This is a genomic window from Brevundimonas sp. (assembly GCF_036405315.1).
GTDB lineage: Bacteria > Pseudomonadota > Alphaproteobacteria > Caulobacterales > Caulobacteraceae > Brevundimonas.
This window is the reverse complement of sequence record NZ_DASWXW010000032.1, coordinates 1-15,281: the sequence shown is the minus strand read 5'-3', so window position 1 is coordinate 15,281 and position 15,281 is coordinate 1. Positions and strand designations below refer to the sequence as shown.

Sequence of the window (15,281 nt, the reverse complement as noted above, 5' to 3'; positions counted from 1 at the left end):
CTTTGCTGGCCAGTTTAATGTTGTTCGCGACCTGGAACGACCTGCAGAAACTCAATCTCTTCAAATTCCTCGGCGGGCTCGTCTCGTGAGCCGACGCCAGCCCCCGATGGTTCCCCGAATGATTCAGAACGACAGTCGCCTCATGATCCGAACCCGTGGCCGTATTCTTGGACCCAGCGCCCTGGTGCTGGCCGTCGCCGCCGGACTGGCGGGACCCACGCTGGCGCAGACGGCGCCGGGCGCCGCTCCGGCCGCCCAGCAGGATCCTCAGGTCGTTGTCGCCCCTCAGGCCGAGGAACGCGCCGTCGTCAATCGGATCGTCGTGCGCGGCAATCAGCGCATCGACCAGACGACGGTGCTGTCCTATCTGCCGATCCAGCCGGGCGACACCATCGACGCGGCCGTGATCGACGTGGCGGTGCGGACCCTGTCGCGAACCGGTCTGTTCGCCAACGTGCAGCTGGGTCTTCAGGCCAACGGCGACCTGATCGTCGAGATCGCGGAAAACCCGATCATCAACCAGGTGACGTTCGAGGGTAACAAGGCCCTCACCGAAAAGAAGCTGACCGACGAGGTCACGATCAAGCCGCGCGGCATCTATACGCGCGCCCGCGTTCAGGAGGACGTCGGCAAGATTGTCGAGCTGTATCGTCTGTCGGGCCGCATTTCGGCGACCGTGACGCCGAAGCTGGTTCAACTGGATCAGAACCGCGTCGACGTGGTGTTCGAGATCGACGAAGGCCCGGAGACCGGCGTCGCCGCCATCACCTTCCTGGGCAACACCGCCTTCTCGGACAACGACCTGCGCGATGTCATGGTCACTAAGCAGTCCAGCTGGTGGCGCCTGTTCAGCTCGAACGACAACTATGACCCGAACCGGCTGGATTACGACCGCGAGCAACTGCGGAAATTCTACACCAACCGCGGCTATTACGACTTCCGCATCCTGTCGTCGGTGTCGGAGCTCAAGCCGGACAACAGCGCCTTCGGCATGACCCTGACGGTCGATGAAGGCGATCGCTACAACTTCGGCGAGGTCACGGTCGTCACCGAGAACGACCGTTTGAACGCTGACTTCCTGAAGCGTCTGCTGCCGATCCGCTCGGGCGATCTCTATGAGAGCGATCGTATCCAGAGCGCCGTCGACACCCTGACCTTCGCCGCAGGTTCAGCGGGCTACGCCTTCGTCGAGATCAACCCGACCTATCGCGCCAATCCCGAAACCGACACGGTCGACGTCACCTTTAACGTGAAGGAAGGCCAGCGCGTCTACATCGACCGCATCAACGTGGTCGGCAACACGCGGACCCTCGACTCGGTCATTCGCCGCGAACTGATGGTGGGCGAGGGCGACGCCTTCAACCGATCGCTGGTCGAGCGGTCGCGCAACAACCTGCGCGGCCTGGGCTTCTTCAAGGACGTGAAGATCGAGGAGACGCGCGGCAGCGCGCCGGACCGTTCGGTCGTGAACGTCACCGTCGAGGAGCAGCCGACTGGCGAACTGTCCGTCGGCGCCGGCTTCAGCTCGGTCGACTCCTTCGTGCTGAATCTGGGCATCACCGAGCGCAACTTCCGTGGCCGGGGCCAGAACGTCGTGGCGCGCGCCGAGTGGGGCTCGCTCCGTCAGCAGATCGACTTCCGCTTCACCGAGCCGAAGTTCCTGGGCCGCGACCTGCGGGCTGGTTTCGACCTGTTCCATACCCGCTACGACCTGAGTGAATACTCCTCCTATGATTACCGTTCGACCGGGGGCGGTCTGCGGCTCAGCTACCCGCTGAACGGCTATTCCTCTCTCAGCGTGCGCTACTTCCTGAAGTCCGACGAGGTCATCATTCCATCGGGCTACTGCTCGGGCACGGGATCGTCGGCGCTTTGCGACCAGGCGGGTTCGTTCCTGAACTCGTCGGCGGGTTACACGCTGGTGGTCAATCGTCTCAACGACCCGGTTCGGCCGACGCGGGGCTGGTCGGCGTCCCTGCGTCAGGACTTCGCCGGCATCGGCGGCGACGTGAATTATCTGAAGACCGAGGCGGACGCCTCCTGGTATTACGGCATCCGCCCCAACTGGGTGGTGAGCGTCCAGGGCTCGACCGGCTACGTCTCCGGCTGGAACGGCGATCCCATCCGCATCAACGACCGCTTCTTCAAGGGCGGCAACACCTTCCGCGGCTTCGAGACGGCCGGCATGGGCGCGCGCGATCTGAACACGACCGACGCCCTGGGCGGAAACTTCTACGCCATCGGCACGGTTGAACTGACGGTGCCGAACTACCTGCCCGACGAATACGGCATCAAGACTTCGCTGTTCGCCGATGTCGGCACCCTGGGTCTGCTGGACGACCGCTATATGGTCGACACCGTCACCGGAGCGCCCAATCCGAACATCGTAGACAACCTCGCCCTGCGGGCTGCGGCCGGCGTCAGCATCCACTGGCGCTCGCCGATGGGACCGATCCGTTTCGACCTGTCCAAGGTTCTGTCGAAGGAAGACTACGACAAGACCGAAACCTTCCGCTTCTCCACCTCGACCCAGTTCTAACCGCAGCCTTCCAGACTGCTCAAAGGTTCAAGATGAAACTGTTTGCTTTCGGCGCCGCCGCCCTTGTTTCTCTGACCGCTTCGGCGGCCATGGCTCAGTCGCAAGGCCCGGCCAACCCGGGTCCGGCCATCCCGGGCGTTTGCGTCTATTTCAACCAGCAGGCGCTGGCCCAGTCGACCGTCGGTCAAGCCGTTCAGGCCCGCATGGAACAACTGGCTCAAGAGGTGCAGGGCGAAATCGCTCCCTACGCCACGCAACTGCAGACCGAGTATCAGGCCCTGCAGCAAGGCGCCTCGACCATCCCGGCTGACCAACTGAACCAGCGCCGTCAGGCCCTGCAGCAGCGCGCTCAGGAAGCCCAGCAGCTGGAACAGACCCGCGACAACGAGCTGCGCTACACCCTGGGCGAGCAGCGCAAGAAGATCTCGGAGGCCATCGAGCCGATCCTGGTCGCCGTCTATCAGGAAAAGGGCTGCGGCATCCTGGTCGACCGTGAAAGCGTCTTCATCATGAACCCGGCTATGGACGTGACGCCGCTGGTCATCCAGCGCCTGAATACGGCCCTGCCGACGCTCAGCTTCAACCGCATGCCGGTTCCGGCCCAGCCGCAGTCGTAAGACGGGCCATGCCCGATCCGAGGTTCTTTCAGACCCTGTCGCCCCTGACGGTCGCCGCCCTCGCCGAGCACATCGGCGGGGAGGTGGTCCGGGGCGGTGAAGTCGTCATCTCGGCCGTTGCGCCCCTGTCCAGTGCGGACCGGGGCGCGATTGCGTTTCTGGGCGACCGGAAATTCGCGGCCGCTCTGGCTGAGACCAAGGCCGGCTGCGTGATCGTTCCGGCTTCGGCCGTGGACCTGGCGCCCGCCGAAACCGCCGTCATCGTCTCGGGCGAGGCCCAGGCCGCTTGGGCGCGGGCTTCGGCTCTGCTGCACCGGCCGGTCCGCCTGGACCGTGCGATCACTGCGGGCGAGGCGGCCGAGGACGACACCGTGGTGATCGAGCCGGGCGTGGTGCTGGGCGAGGGCGTCCGCATCGGGCGTGGCACGCGCATCGGCGCCAACACCGTCATCGGGCCGGGCGTCCAGATCGGCCGCGACTGCCTGATCAGTCCTGGCGTCACCGTCGGCTTCGCCCTGCTGGGCGACCGGGTGAAGCTGCTGGCCGGCGCGCGGATCGGCGAGGCGGGTTTCGGCGCCGCCGGATCCAAGACCGGGCCGGTGGACATCCCGCAGCTGGGCCGCGTCATCCTGCAGGACGGGGTGACGGTGGGCGCCAACTCCTGCATTGACCGAGGCGCCTATGACGACACGGTCATCGGCGAGAACACCAAGATCGATAACCTGGTCATGATCGGCCACAACTGCGTCATCGGCCGCAACAACCTGATGGCGGCCCACACCGGCATTTCGGGCTCGGTCACGACTGGCGACAACTGCATCTTCGGCGGCCGCGCCGGCGTGGGCGACCACATCACCATCGGCGCGGGCGCACGCGTCGCGGCTGGCGGCGGCGTCCTGGCCGACATTCCGCCTGGCGAAATCTGGTCCGGCTACCCCGCCAAGCCGCTTCGCCAATTCTTGCGCGAGACGGTGTGGCTGTCCAAACAGGCGTCTCAGAAGAAGGGCGCGAAGGAATCGAAAGAATGAGCGAAAGCAACAAGATCGACTACGCCGAGGTGATGCGTCGCCTGCCGCATCGCTATCCCTTCCTGCTGGTCGACAAGGCTGAGGACTTCGTCGCGGCGACCTCCATCGTCGGCATCAAGAACGTCACCCACAACGAGCCTTTCTTCCCTGGCCACTTCCCGATCGACCCGGTCATGCCCGGCGTCCTGATCGTCGAGGCCATGGCCCAGACCGGCGCGCTGTTGATGTCCAAGTCGCTGGACGTGGCGGTGGCCGACAAGGTCATCATGTTCATGTCGATCGACGGCGTGCGCTTCCGCAAGCCCGCCCGTCCGGGCGATCAGCTGCGCATGGAGGTCAAGGTGATCCGCGCACGCGGCGACGCCTACAAGTTCCGCGGCGAAACCTTCATCGACGACAAGCTGGCCGCCGAGGCCGAATTCATGGCCATGGTCGTGACCGTGGCGGAGCCCGCCCAGTGACCATCCACCCGACCGCTGTCGTCGACGCTTCGGCCCAGGTCGCCGACGGGGTCGTGATCGGCCCCTGGTGCGTCGTCGGTCCGGGCGTGAGCTTGGCCGAGGGGGTCAAGTTGGTCAGCCATGTGGTGGTCCAGCAGGACACCAGCGTCGGCGCGCGGACGGTGATCCATCCCTTCGCCGTCATCGGCGGCGACCCGCAGCACAACGGCTACAAGGGCGAGCCGGTGCGACTGGAGATCGGTTCGGACAACGTCATCCGCGAGCACGCCACCTTCAACCGCGGCACGCCGCAGGGGACGGGCGTGACGCGGGTCGGCTCGAACGGCCTGTTCATGACCGGCGCTCACGTCGGCCACGACTGCGTGGTCGGCGACAATGTCGTTATGGCCAACAACGCCACCCTGGGCGGTCACGCCCAGGTCGGCGACAAGGTCTTCCTGGGCGGCCTGTGCGCCGTGCACCAGAACGGCCGCGTGGGGCAGGGCGCTATCGTCGGCGGTCTGGCCGCCGTGACGCGCGACGTCATCCCCTACGGTTCGGCCTGGGGCAACCACGCCAGCCTGCACGGCCTCAACCTGATCGGGTTGAAGCGCAAGGGCTACGGCAAGGACGCGGTGCGTCGTCTGCTGGCCGCCTATCGCGACTTGTTCGAGGGCGAAGGCGTCTTCGCCGAGCGTCTGGATCAGGTCGAGGCGACCTATGCCGACCTGCCCGAGATCATGGAGATCGTCGGCTTCATCCGTGACGGCGCCAAGCGGCCGCTCTGCCTGCCGGGCAAGGAATGATCTCGGCGCCCAAGCTGGGCCTGATCGCTGGCGGCGGCGACCTGCCGGCCCGCATCGCGGCGCGGTGCGAGGCTGAGGGGCGTGCGGTCTTCATCATCCGTCTGGCGGGCTTCGCCGACGAGCATCTGGTGCGCTGGCCGGGGGCAGACTTCGGCATGGCCGAGATCGGCCGCATTCTGAAGGCGATGAAGGCCGAGGGCTGCGGGGCTGTCTGTCTCGCCGGCTATGTGAACCGTCCTGATTTCAAGACCTTGAAGCCTGATTTTAAGGGGGCGACTTTGCTGCCCGGCATCGTGGCGGCGGCGACCAAGGGCGACGACGCCTTGTTGCGCAAGATCCTGTCGGTCTTCGAGGCCGAAGGTTATGCGGTCGAGGGCGCCGACGACATCCTGGGCGGCGAGGCCCTGGCGCCCGGCGCGCTCGGCGCGATGTCGCCGACGCCGGAACAGTTGGCGGACCTGAAGAAGGCCCTGCACGTCGCTGAAAAATCAGGCGAACTGGATATCGGGCAGGGCGCGGTCGTCTGCGAGGGACTGGTGCTGGCGGTTGAGGCGCAAGAAGGCACGGACGAGATGCTGCGTCGCGTGGCGGGCTTGCCCGCCGACCTGCGCGGCGCGCCGGGCGCGCCGAAGGGGGCGCTGGGCAAGGCGCCCAAGCCGATCCAGGATCTGCGGGTGGACATGCCGGTCATCGGGCCGCGCACGATCGAACTGGCCGCCGCCGCCGGTCTGGCGGGCATCGGCGGCTTCGCCGGACGGCTGATCATCATCGACCATGAGGCTCTGGTCGAGGTTGCGGACCGCCTGGGCCTGTTCGTCTGGGGCGTAGAAGGATGAGCCGTCCGTTGAAGGTCATGCTGGTCGCCGCCGAGGCTTCGGGCGACGCCTTGGGCGCCGGTCTGGCGCGGGCGCTGAAGACGCGGCTGGGCGCTGACGTGACCTTCGTCGGCGTCGGCGGCCCCAAGATGGCGGCCGAGGGCGTCGTCAGCCCATTCGACATCGCCGAGCTGTCCATTCTCGGCTGGATCGAGGGCTTGAAGGCCTATGGCCTGGTCAAGCGTCGGGTGGCGGACACGGTCGAACTGGCCAAGGCCGAGCGGCCGGACGCCGTGGTCCTGATCGACAGCTGGGGCTTCACCATCCGCGTGGCCGGGGCCCTGCGCGAGGTGCTGCCCGGCGTGCCGCTGATCAAGTATGTCGGGCCTCAGGTCTGGGCCTCGCGTCCGGGCCGCGCCAAGACCCTGGCCGCCAGCGTGGATCACCTGCTGTCGCTCTACAGCTTCGACGCCCCCTGGTTCGAGCGCGAGGGCCTGCCGACGACGGTCGTGGGATCGCAGGCCCTGCACGTCGACATGAGCCGGGCCGACGGCGCCCGCTTCCGCGCCGCGCGCGGGATCGCCGCCGACGCGCCCTTGCTGCTGGTCCTGCCGGGCAGTCGGCCCAGCGAGATCACCCGCATGACGCCCGTCTTCGAGGCCACGGTGAAGGGGCTGAAAGCGGCGAACCCGTCGCTGGAGGTGGCCGTCGTCGCCGCCGGCACGGTCGCCGCCGACGTGGCCGGCCGCGTCGCCGCCTGGCCCTTCCGCGCCCATCTGGTGCAGGAAGCCGACAAGTATGATGCGATGAAGGCGACCAACGTCGCCCTGGCCACCAGCGGCACGGTCTCGACCGAACTGGCCCTGGCCGGCGCGCCCATGGTCATCGCCTACAAGATCGACGGGCTGTCCTATCTGCTGATGAAGAACCTGGTGACGGCCAAGCACATCACCCTGTTCAACATCGCCGCCGATGAGCGCATCGCGCCCGAGTTCATCCAGAACGACGCCACGCCCGAGAAGCTGACCGAGGCGGTCGGGCGTCTGCTGACGGACCCGCAGGCCGCCGCCGATCAGGCCGCGCGCCAGACGGCGGCGCTGGACCTGATGGGCCGCGGCGGCCCCGATCCGTCCGAGTTGGCGGCGGATGCGGTGCTAAGAGTGATCGCGGATCGGAAGGGCTAATGACGCGGTCCGCAATGTCCGCGTTTAGCCATCGAGAGATTGTCTGTTCACGACCCATTTGCTGAGGTCCGCACGAACCAGCGGTAGCACCCTGCCATATGTTCGATCATTTGTAGGTAGCGGTCACCAGTACCTGGACACGGTCCAACCGCGCGCCCGGCGCAGTAGCGCGGCTAATGACCGCCGATAGGGACGGGTCTGTCCGGTTGCGGAAAACCGTCGATGCCATATCGCCAACCTCGGAGCGCTCAACCGCTTCCCAGCGGTTCGAGAACTCTCCGGATGTAAGGACGGCCTCAACAGCGGGCTGCAAATCGACATCGCCTCCGCCTGTGATATGGCACATGGGCATCTGGTCGGAGACAACCAGCAAGTAACCTGCGGCGTCCGTCGAGTTGATGCGCCAATAGTGGTTTCCACGGCGCAACGGCACGGGCGGGAGCGACACCTCATCGACCTGTGCCACCAAGCCCATCTTGTCGCCCAGGCCAACCGCAGAAATGAAGGGCGCTGGACCGTTGATCCAACTGTCTGGGTTCAGGACCCATTCCTCACAGCCGTGAATGGCTCCAGCGAAACCCTGCTCTAAAACTGATTGTGCGTCAGCGGGTGGAGCAAAAAGAACTGCGAGGGCCGTGATGGCTGAATAGTGCATGCCTTACCGTGCGGCGTGGAATTTCCGCTGTCCACCCCTGAGTAACATTCGGGGCGGCCGCTATCGTTGTTGCAACTGACTAGCGCGTCATCCAGGGCTTGTTCGAGCCGGATTTCACCGTGACCGACTTATCACGCTGCAAGCCGCCCTTCTGGGGCGGGCCGGAACGCGCTTTCAGCGCGGCCTGTTTCAGGCGGAGCGCCCGCTGGGCCGGGGTCTCGGCGGAGGGGGCGTCGTCGTTATGGTCGCTCATGGCCGTTTCCTAGCATGGCGGAGCCGCTTCGGCGGCGTGTGGTGAACAAAAAACGCCGGAGCGAAAGCCCCGGCGTTTTTCATTCTTGTTGGGCCGCGGCCAAAAGGCTCCGCCTTTCGACCCGACGCGGCCCGAAACGCGGCTTGATCAGCCGCGCTGTTCGATCGGCACGTAGTCGCGTTGCGTCGGGCCGGTATAGAGCTGACGCGGGCGACCGATCTTCTGCGAGGGGTCGGCCATCATTTCCTGCCACTGCGAGATCCAGCCCACGGTGCGGGCCAGGGCGAACAGGACGGTGAACATGGTGGTCGGGAAGCCCATCGCCGACAGGGTGATGCCCGAGTAGAAGTCGACGTTCGGGAACAGCTTGCGCGAGGTGAAGTACTCGTCCGACAGGGCGACGCGCTCCAGCTCCTTGGCGACCTGGAACAGCGGATCGTTTTCACGGCCCGTGGCGGCCAGCACTTCATAGGCCGACTGCTGCATGACCTTGGCGCGCGGGTCATAGTTCTTGTACACGCGGTGGCCGAAGCCCATCAGCTTGTACTTGCGGTCCTTAACGCCCTGAATGAACTCAGGAATACGGTCCGGCGTGCCGATTTCCTTGAGCATGTTCAGCGCTTCTTCGTTGGCGCCGCCGTGCGACGGGCCCCACAGGCAGGCGATGCCGGCGGCGATACAGGCGAAGGGGTTGGCGCCCGACGAACCGGCCAGACGGACGGTCGAGGTCGAGGCGTTCTGCTCGTGGTCGGCGTGCAGGGTGAAGATGCGGTCCATGGCGCGAACCAGGGCCGGATCCACGTGATAGTCCTCGGCCGGAACGGCGAAGCACATGCGCAGGAAGTTCTCGGCGTACGACAGGTCGTTGCGCGGCGAGATGAAGGGCTGGCCGACATGGTACTTGTAGGCGCGGGCGGCGATGGTCGGCATCTTGGCGATCAGGCGGATGGCCGAGATGTCGCGCTGCACCGGATCATGGATGTCCAGGCTGTCGTGATAGAAGGCCGACAGGGCGCCGACGGTGCCGACCATGATCGACATCGGGTGGGCGTCGCGGCGGAAGCCTTCGAAGAAACGGTCGAACTGAGCGTGCAGCATGGTGTGCCGCGTGATGCTCTCTTCGAACTTCTCGTATTGCGCGGCGGTCGGCAGTTCGCCGTGCAGCAGCAGGTGGCAGACTTCGACGAAGTTGGACTTCGAGGCCAACTGGTCGATCGGGTAGCCGCGGTGCAGCAGGACGCCTTCATCGCCGTCGATGAAGGTCAGGGCGCTTTCGCACGCCGCCGTCGAGGTGAAGCCGGGGTCGAAGGTGAAGGCGCCGGTCGCGCCGTACAGCTTGCGGATGTCGATGACGTCCGGTCCGGTCGAGCCCGCCAGGACGGGAAGTTCGACGTTCTTGTCGCCGTAGGTGAAGGTCGCCGTACCGGCGGGTTTCGCTTGTTCAGTCATCTAGGCCCCTTATTTTTCTTCCGGCCGGGCGCGGGGAGGCGTCCAGCCTGCATGGTTATGGGTGATCACTTAGTCTGTTGCAGCGCATCATCCAAGCGCCCGAGACCTTCGTCGCGTCCAAGCGCCGCAAGAATCCGCGCGATGTCCGGCGACACTGACCCGCCGGTCAGGGCTCCGCGCATGGAAGGGCCGATTTTTCCGAAGCCTACGCCTTCTTCCTCGGCGAAAACCTTAAGCTCGGCCTCGAGGGCGAAAACGTCCCAGCTCTGGAAAAGGCGGAGCCGTTCACGGAGTCGTGAAATTCGCTCGCCGCCTTCGCCGGTCAGCAGGCCCTGGGTTTTCTCGTCCAGTGCGAGCGGACGCGCCTTCAGCACGAACTCGGTCTGGGCCGCCAGTTCCACGATGGTCTTGGCGCGGTCCTTGACGAAGGGCATGGCGCGCAGCAGGCGAGCCTCATCGTCGGGCTGCAGCGCGCGGCCCCGGGCCAAGTGAGCGTCCAGCGTCAGCTTGGCCAGACGATCGTCCTCGGCCAGGCGGATCCAGTGGGCGTTGACGTGGGCCAGCTTGTCGAAGTCGAGGCGAGCGGGGGCCTTGCCGATGCCCGGCAGGTCGAACCATTCGATCGCCTGTTCGTCGCTGAACAGCTCGTGGTCGCCGTGGGCCCAGCCCAGCCGCGCCAGATAGTTGCGCATGGCCTCGGGCAGATAACCCATCTCGGCGTACTCATGCACCGCCTGGGCGCCGTGACGCTTCGACAGCTTGGCGCCGTCGGGGCCGTGAATCAGCGGGATGTGGGCGAAGGTCGGACGCGTCCAGCCCAGTGCGTCATAGATCAGGCTCTGGCGGGCGGCGTTGTTCAGGTGGTCGTCGCCGCGAATGACGTGGGTCACGCCCATGTCGTGGTCGTCCACCACCACGGCCAGGTTGTAGGTCGGGGCGCCGTCCGAGCGAACGATGACCAGATCGTCCAGCGACGAGGATTCCCAGCGCACGCTGCCTTGCACCGCGTCATCAACCACGACGGCCTGATCCAGCGGGCGGCGGAAGCGGATGGTGGAGGGCTTGGCCAGATCGTCGACGGTAGGCTCGCGGTCGCGCCAGGGCGAGACGAAGTCGCGGCCCTCGGCCTTGGCCTGATCGCGCAGGGTGTTGGTTTCGTCGGCGGTCAGGAAGTCGCGGTAGGCGTGGCCCGAGGCGAGTAGTTGTTCGGCGACTTCGCGATGACGGTCGGCGCGGGCGAACTGGAAGACCGGCTCCTCGTCGCCGAACAGCTCCAGCCAGGACAGGCCGTCGAAGATGGCCTTAACGGCGTCGTCGGTTGAACGCTCACGGTCCGTGTCCTCGACGCGGATCAGGAACTTGCCGCCCCGGCTCTTGGCGTACAGCCAGTTGAATAACGCGGTTCTCGCCCCGCCGATATGCAGGTAGCCTGTGGGCGAGGGGGCGAAGCGGGTGACGACAGTCGAGGAGGGGGAGGTCATTCAGGAGGGGTCCGTTGCGGAGGCCCTTATACGCCCGCGCGCGCCAAAGCGAAGCCTTGCCTTAAGGGTTCTTGATGCGGTGCGCGATGAAGTCGCGGATCAGACGGATCGCTGGCGATTGTGGGCGCCGGTCTTCTTCGGCGGCGGCTGCGCGATCTATTTCGCCCTGAGAAGCGAACCGGCGGGTTGGCCGCTGATGGTGGCGGCGGTGCTGACCAGCGGGGCCTGGCTGGCGGCGCGGCGGTTCGGGATGGCGCGGCGCTGGACCCTGGCCCTGTTGATGCTGGCCTGTCTATGCGGCGGGGCGGCGGTCGCCAAGCTGCGGACCGAAGCGGTCAGCGGGCCGATCGCGCCGGCCTTGGCCGAACCGACCGTGGTCGAGGCCTGGGTCATGGACGTCGACAGTCCCGGCGAGCGCGGCGCGCGAATCGTCGTGGCGCCGGTGCGGATCAGAGGACTGGCGCCCGAGGCGACGCCGGTGCGGCTGCGGGCCACGGTGCGGGGCGAGCCGCCGGCGCCGGGCGAGGCGGTGAGGCTCTACGGCATTCTGAACCCGCCGCCCGCGCCGGCCAGTCCGGGGGCCTATGATTTCGGCCGCAACGCCTATTTCCAGGGCATGGGCGGGACGCTGTTCGCCCTGGGTCAGGCGCGGCCCACGGTCTTGCCCGAGCCGCCGTGGCGGGTGCGGATGGCGATGAAGATCAACGCGGCCCGCTATGCCTTGGCGCAGCGGATCGTGGCGCGGCTGGGCGAGCGGACCGGCGGGATCGCCGCCGCCATGACCACGGGGCACGAGACCTGGATCGGACGCGAAGATCTGGACGCCATGCGCGATTCCGGGCTGGCGCACATCCTGTCGATCTCAGGCCTGCACATGGCCATCGTCGGCGGCTTCGTCTTCTTCGCCGTGCGCCTGGGCGTGGCGGCCTGGCCGTGGCTGGCGCTCAGGGTGTCGGGCAAGAAGGTGGCGGCGGTCGCGGGGCTGATCGCGGTCGGGACCTATCTGGTGGTGTCGGGCGCGCCGCCGCCGGCCGAGCGGTCAGCCATCACGGCCTCCATCGCCTTTGTCGCCGTCCTGCTGGACCGGCAGGCCGTGACCATGCACGCCCTGGCGGTCGCGGCCTTCGCCGTCCTGTTGCTGCAGCCCGAGGCCATCGTCACGCCGGGGTTTCAGATGTCGTTCGCGGCGACGGCGGCTCTGGTGGCCTTGGTCGAGGTGTGGCCGCGTCGGATCAAGGAGATTTCGGCGCCCTGGCCCATCGTGGCGGCGCAGAGGCTGGGCAGTTGGTTGCTGGTCGCCTGCACCGCCAGTCTGGTGGCGGGGATGGCGACCGGGCCGTTCGCCATGCAGCATTTCAATCGCACAGCCGTCTACGGGTTGATCGCCAATCTGGGCACAGCGCCGATCGCGGATTTCATCCTGATGCCGGCGCTGGCGCTGGGGGCGACACTGGAGCCGCTGGGGCTGGGCGCGCCCTTTCTGTGGCTGGCGGGCAAGGGGGTGGAGATGATGCTGGCCATCGGCCACTGGACAGCGGGGCTTCCGGGGGCGGTGCAGACCATCGCCAGCGCCCCGGCGGCGGCCTTGCCGGTGGCCTTTCTCGGCATTCTGTTCATCTGTCTGTGGCGCGGGCGGTTGAGGTGGCTGGGTCTGCCGCTGGCGGCCGCGGTGCTGGTCTGGCCGCGCCCGGCGGCGCCTGATCTGTGGATCGGCGACGGGGGGACCAATGCGGCCTTTCATCAGGCGGGCGAGGCGGTCGTGGTGCGGCCTGGCGTGCGCCAGTTCGCGGCGGACCTGTGGTCACGGCGGCGCGGGCTGGAGCTGACGCCGAGGCCGGAGGCGGGCTGGACTTGCAAGCGGTCGTTCTGCGCCCCGGAAGCCGCAGACGCTGGGCCGGCGGCTCTGTGGTGGGGCAAGAAGGCCCCGTCGGTCGAGCAGCTGGACCTGATGTGCCGGTCGGCGTCGGTCGTCAGCAGTCGGGCCGAACTGGCGTCGCTGCCCGCCTCATGTGCCGGTCGGCTGGTGCTGGACGGCGTGGACTACGCCCATGGCGGCTCGGTGGAGCTGTGGCGCGTCGGCGCGGGCTGGAAGGCGGTGTGGGCGGCTGACGTGCGGGGGCGCAGGCCCTGGACGCGTCAGGCCGATCCCGACTTCAGTGATAGCGGCGGATAAGGCCGACCAGCTTGCCCTGAACCGCGACCTGATCCGAGCCGTAGATCTTGGTCTCATAGTTGCGGTTGGCCGGCTCCAGCGCAATGGAGGCGCCCTTTTTGCGCAGGCGTTTCAGCGTGGCCTGCTCGCCCTCTACCAGGGCCACCACGATCTCGCCGGAGGAGGCGTCGGCGGTCGATTTGATGATGACCATGTCGCCGTTGAGGATGCCCGCCTCGATCATCGAGTCGCCCTCGATCTCGAGCAGATAGTGTTCGCCTGCGCCCAGCATGGCTTCCGGCACCGGATAACGGGCGGTTTCATGCTCGATGGCGTCGATGGGGGTGCCGGCCGCGATCTTGCCCATCAGGGCCAGCTCGCGGGTGTCGTTGGCGGGTTCGGCCGCCTTGGGCCGACCGCCGCCCTCGATCACGCCGGGCTTGAAGCCCGCGTGGCCGCGCGGGGCGCCGGCCGTGGCCTGTTCCGGCAGCTTGGTCACTTCCAGCGCGCGGGCGCGGTGGGCCAGGCGGCGGATGAAGCCGCGTTCCTCCAGCGCCGTGATCAGGCGGTGGATGCCCGACTTGGACGCCAGATCCAGCGCCTCCTTCATCTCGTCGAAGGAGGGCGAGACGCCCGTTTCCTGAATCCGTTCGTGGATGAACATCAGGAGTTCGTGCTGCTTCTTGGTGAGCATGGGCGCAAGGCTTCCAGAACAAGGCGTGAACCGTTGTCGATGTTCTGTAAGTGTTCTTGCCGAATGTCAACTCGGACGCTTCTAACCGGCGTTGTCGCTCGAACCCAAATGGCAGCGGGATTTTCATCGTCAGGAGGCTTTGCCACTCAAAGCAGTCCCTCGGGATGTCGCTAAAGGGTGGGTATCGGACTACCGAACTCGGCGCACAGTGAACCTACCCCCGCCACCGTAAGCGATCTCACAGTCACCCAGCGTCGTGATGCGATCGACCCATGTGCGGGCGCATATGCTTCTGAACTCCGCCATCTGTGTGGGCGTCACGGAATACGTCTTGCCTGCCTCCATGACCTCCATGCTCTCGAAATCCTCGACGTAATGAGCTCTGGCCAGCAGTACAGATTCACCCGCCGGAACGGTTATCCATACTGACCATTCGGCGTGATCCTCATGGTGCCAGCGGAACTGGATGGGGGCATTCGTACGATCCACGACAGTTGTCGGCCATGCGTCGCAGGCGGATAGACCTAGCCACATGGGGATCAAGATGCTCACGCGGCTGATCTTTGAGAGAACCGTGGTGGCCATTCTCTCACAGTGCCTACCCCTAATCACCAACGCAACGTCCGCAACGGGTCGAATGCGGACATTTCCTGCCGGGCCTAATCGGACACTAGCTTAACGACAGCAGGGCCTTCGTCGCCGCTTCCACATCGTCCTGACGCATCAGGCTTTCGCCGACGAGGATGGCCTGGGCGTGGGCGTCGGCGACGCGCTGGACGTCGTCGGGGGTGAAGATGCCGCTTTCGGCCACCAGCAGGGCTTTGACGGGGCTGAGCATGGACAGACGCTCGGTCGCGTCGAGGTCAACTTCGAAGGTGCGCAAGGAGCGGTTGTTGACGCCGACCAGATCGCCCCCGAGCGCGCAGGCGCGGGCCATTTCGGCCTCGTCGTGGGTCTCGATCAGGGCGTCCATGCCGAACCGTTCGGCCTCGGCCAGCAGGTCGGCGGCCAGGGCGTCATCCACCATGGCCAGGATGATGAGGATGCAGTCGGCGCCCAGGGCGCGGCTCTCGGCCACCTGCCAGGGATCGACCAGGAAGTCCTTGCGCAGGCAGGGCAGGGCGACCGCGTCGCGGGCGGCGGCCAGGAAGGCGTCGTCGCCCTGGAA

General features: G+C 66.6%; 14 protein-coding genes. 8 read left to right on the top strand and 6 right to left on the bottom strand.

What is annotated here, in order from left to right; genetic code table 11:
• Positions 1 to 142 precede the first annotated feature (142 nt).
• The 7 genes from bamA to lpxB are packed head-to-tail and all read left to right on the top strand — an operon-like array spanning position 143 to position 7,429.
• On the top strand, positions 143 to 2,539 hold the full coding sequence (bamA, locus tag VGE49_RS02210) for an outer membrane protein assembly factor BamA (protein ID WP_331032954.1): 2,397 nt from the start codon (positions 143 to 145) through the stop codon (positions 2,537 to 2,539).
• A gap of 32 nt (positions 2,540 to 2,571) precedes the next feature.
• On the top strand, positions 2,572 to 3,156 hold the full coding sequence (locus VGE49_RS02205; RefSeq protein ID WP_331032953.1) for an OmpH/Skp family outer membrane protein: 585 nt from the start codon (positions 2,572 to 2,574) through the stop codon (positions 3,154 to 3,156).
• An 8-nt stretch (positions 3,157 to 3,164) separates the two neighbouring features.
• Positions 3,165 to 4,184, top strand: a complete 1,020-nt coding sequence (gene lpxD, locus VGE49_RS02200; protein ID WP_331032952.1) for a UDP-3-O-(3-hydroxymyristoyl)glucosamine N-acyltransferase — start codon at positions 3,165 to 3,167, stop codon at positions 4,182 to 4,184.
• Positions 4,181 to 4,645 (top strand): 3-hydroxyacyl-ACP dehydratase FabZ, encoded by a 465-nt coding sequence (gene fabZ, locus VGE49_RS02195; protein WP_331032951.1) that lies wholly within the window; start codon positions 4,181 to 4,183, stop codon positions 4,643 to 4,645. The genes lpxD and fabZ overlap by 4 nt, the downstream gene beginning before the upstream one ends.
• Positions 4,642 to 5,430, top strand: coding sequence for an acyl-ACP--UDP-N-acetylglucosamine O-acyltransferase (lpxA, locus tag VGE49_RS02190; RefSeq protein ID WP_331032950.1), 789 nt, complete (start codon positions 4,642 to 4,644; stop codon positions 5,428 to 5,430). The genes fabZ and lpxA overlap by 4 nt, the downstream gene beginning before the upstream one ends.
• Positions 5,427 to 6,266: a UDP-2,3-diacylglucosamine diphosphatase gene (lpxI, locus tag VGE49_RS02185; RefSeq protein ID WP_331032949.1), complete on the top strand. Its 840-nt coding sequence runs from the start codon at positions 5,427 to 5,429 to the stop codon at positions 6,264 to 6,266. The genes lpxA and lpxI overlap by 4 nt, the downstream gene beginning before the upstream one ends.
• Positions 6,263 to 7,429 carry a lipid-A-disaccharide synthase gene (gene lpxB, locus VGE49_RS02180; RefSeq protein ID WP_331032948.1) on the top strand — a complete coding sequence of 389 codons (1,167 nt, stop codon included), beginning with the start codon at positions 6,263 to 6,265 and terminating at the stop codon, positions 7,427 to 7,429. The genes lpxI and lpxB overlap by 4 nt, the downstream gene beginning before the upstream one ends.
• Before the next feature lie 106 nt (positions 7,430 to 7,535).
• Here the strand turns inward: lpxB and VGE49_RS02175 are convergent, their stop codons facing one another.
• From VGE49_RS02175 to gltX, 4 genes are all read right to left on the bottom strand, one after another.
• Complete coding sequence (locus tag VGE49_RS02175) at positions 7,536 to 8,084, bottom strand: hypothetical protein (protein ID WP_331032947.1); 549 nt, start codon at positions 8,082 to 8,084, stop codon at positions 7,536 to 7,538.
• Positions 8,085 to 8,163: 79 nt separating this feature from the next.
• A complete protein-coding gene (locus VGE49_RS02170) occupies positions 8,164 to 8,337 on the bottom strand; it encodes a hypothetical protein (protein ID WP_331032946.1) in 174 nt (57 codons plus the stop codon).
• Between the two features lie 147 nt (positions 8,338 to 8,484).
• On the bottom strand, positions 8,485 to 9,786 hold the full coding sequence (gene gltA / locus VGE49_RS02165; RefSeq protein WP_331032945.1) for a citrate synthase: 1,302 nt from the start codon (positions 9,784 to 9,786) through the stop codon (positions 8,485 to 8,487).
• A 65-nt stretch (positions 9,787 to 9,851) separates the two neighbouring features.
• Positions 9,852 to 11,267: a glutamate--tRNA ligase gene (gene gltX, locus VGE49_RS02160; RefSeq protein ID WP_331032944.1), complete on the bottom strand. Its 1,416-nt coding sequence runs from the start codon at positions 11,265 to 11,267 to the stop codon at positions 9,852 to 9,854.
• Between the two features lie 79 nt (positions 11,268 to 11,346).
• On the opposite strand from gltX, the gene VGE49_RS02155 reads away from it, so the two are divergent.
• A complete protein-coding gene (locus tag VGE49_RS02155) occupies positions 11,347 to 13,440 on the top strand; it encodes a ComEC/Rec2 family competence protein (RefSeq protein WP_331032943.1) in 2,094 nt (697 codons plus the stop codon).
• Here the strand turns inward: VGE49_RS02155 and lexA are convergent.
• Positions 13,421 to 14,113, bottom strand: a complete 693-nt coding sequence (gene lexA, locus VGE49_RS02150; protein WP_314428970.1) for a transcriptional repressor LexA — start codon at positions 14,111 to 14,113, stop codon at positions 13,421 to 13,423. The two genes, VGE49_RS02155 and lexA, sit on opposite strands and share 20 nt — an antisense overlap.
• Before the next feature lie 670 nt (positions 14,114 to 14,783).
• Positions 14,784 to 15,281, bottom strand: a 498-nt coding sequence (locus VGE49_RS02145; protein ID WP_331032942.1) for an indole-3-glycerol phosphate synthase TrpC, incomplete at its 5' end; no start/stop codon positions are given.

Coding starts and splice junctions, on each gene's coding strand:
- VGE49_RS02205 (WP_331032953.1), top strand. CDS start 2,572: ATGAAACTGTTTGCTTTCGGCGCCGCCGCCCTTGTTTCTCTGACCGCT.
- bamA (WP_331032954.1), top strand. CDS start 143: ATGATCCGAACCCGTGGCCGTATTCTTGGACCCAGCGCCCTGGTGCTG.
- lpxB (WP_331032948.1), top strand. CDS start 6,263: ATGAGCCGTCCGTTGAAGGTCATGCTGGTCGCCGCCGAGGCTTCGGGC.
- VGE49_RS02175 (WP_331032947.1), bottom strand. CDS start 8,084: ATGCACTATTCAGCCATCACGGCCCTCGCAGTTCTTTTTGCTCCACCC.
- lexA (WP_314428970.1), bottom strand. CDS start 14,113: ATGCTCACCAAGAAGCAGCACGAACTCCTGATGTTCATCCACGAACGG.
- fabZ (WP_331032951.1), top strand. CDS start 4,181: ATGAGCGAAAGCAACAAGATCGACTACGCCGAGGTGATGCGTCGCCTG.
- lpxD (WP_331032952.1), top strand. CDS start 3,165: ATGCCCGATCCGAGGTTCTTTCAGACCCTGTCGCCCCTGACGGTCGCC.
- gltX (WP_331032944.1), bottom strand. CDS start 11,267: ATGACCTCCCCCTCCTCGACTGTCGTCACCCGCTTCGCCCCCTCGCCC.
- gltA (WP_331032945.1), bottom strand. CDS start 9,786: ATGACTGAACAAGCGAAACCCGCCGGTACGGCGACCTTCACCTACGGC.
- VGE49_RS02170 (WP_331032946.1), bottom strand. CDS start 8,337: ATGAGCGACCATAACGACGACGCCCCCTCCGCCGAGACCCCGGCCCAG.
- lpxI (WP_331032949.1), top strand. CDS start 5,427: ATGATCTCGGCGCCCAAGCTGGGCCTGATCGCTGGCGGCGGCGACCTG.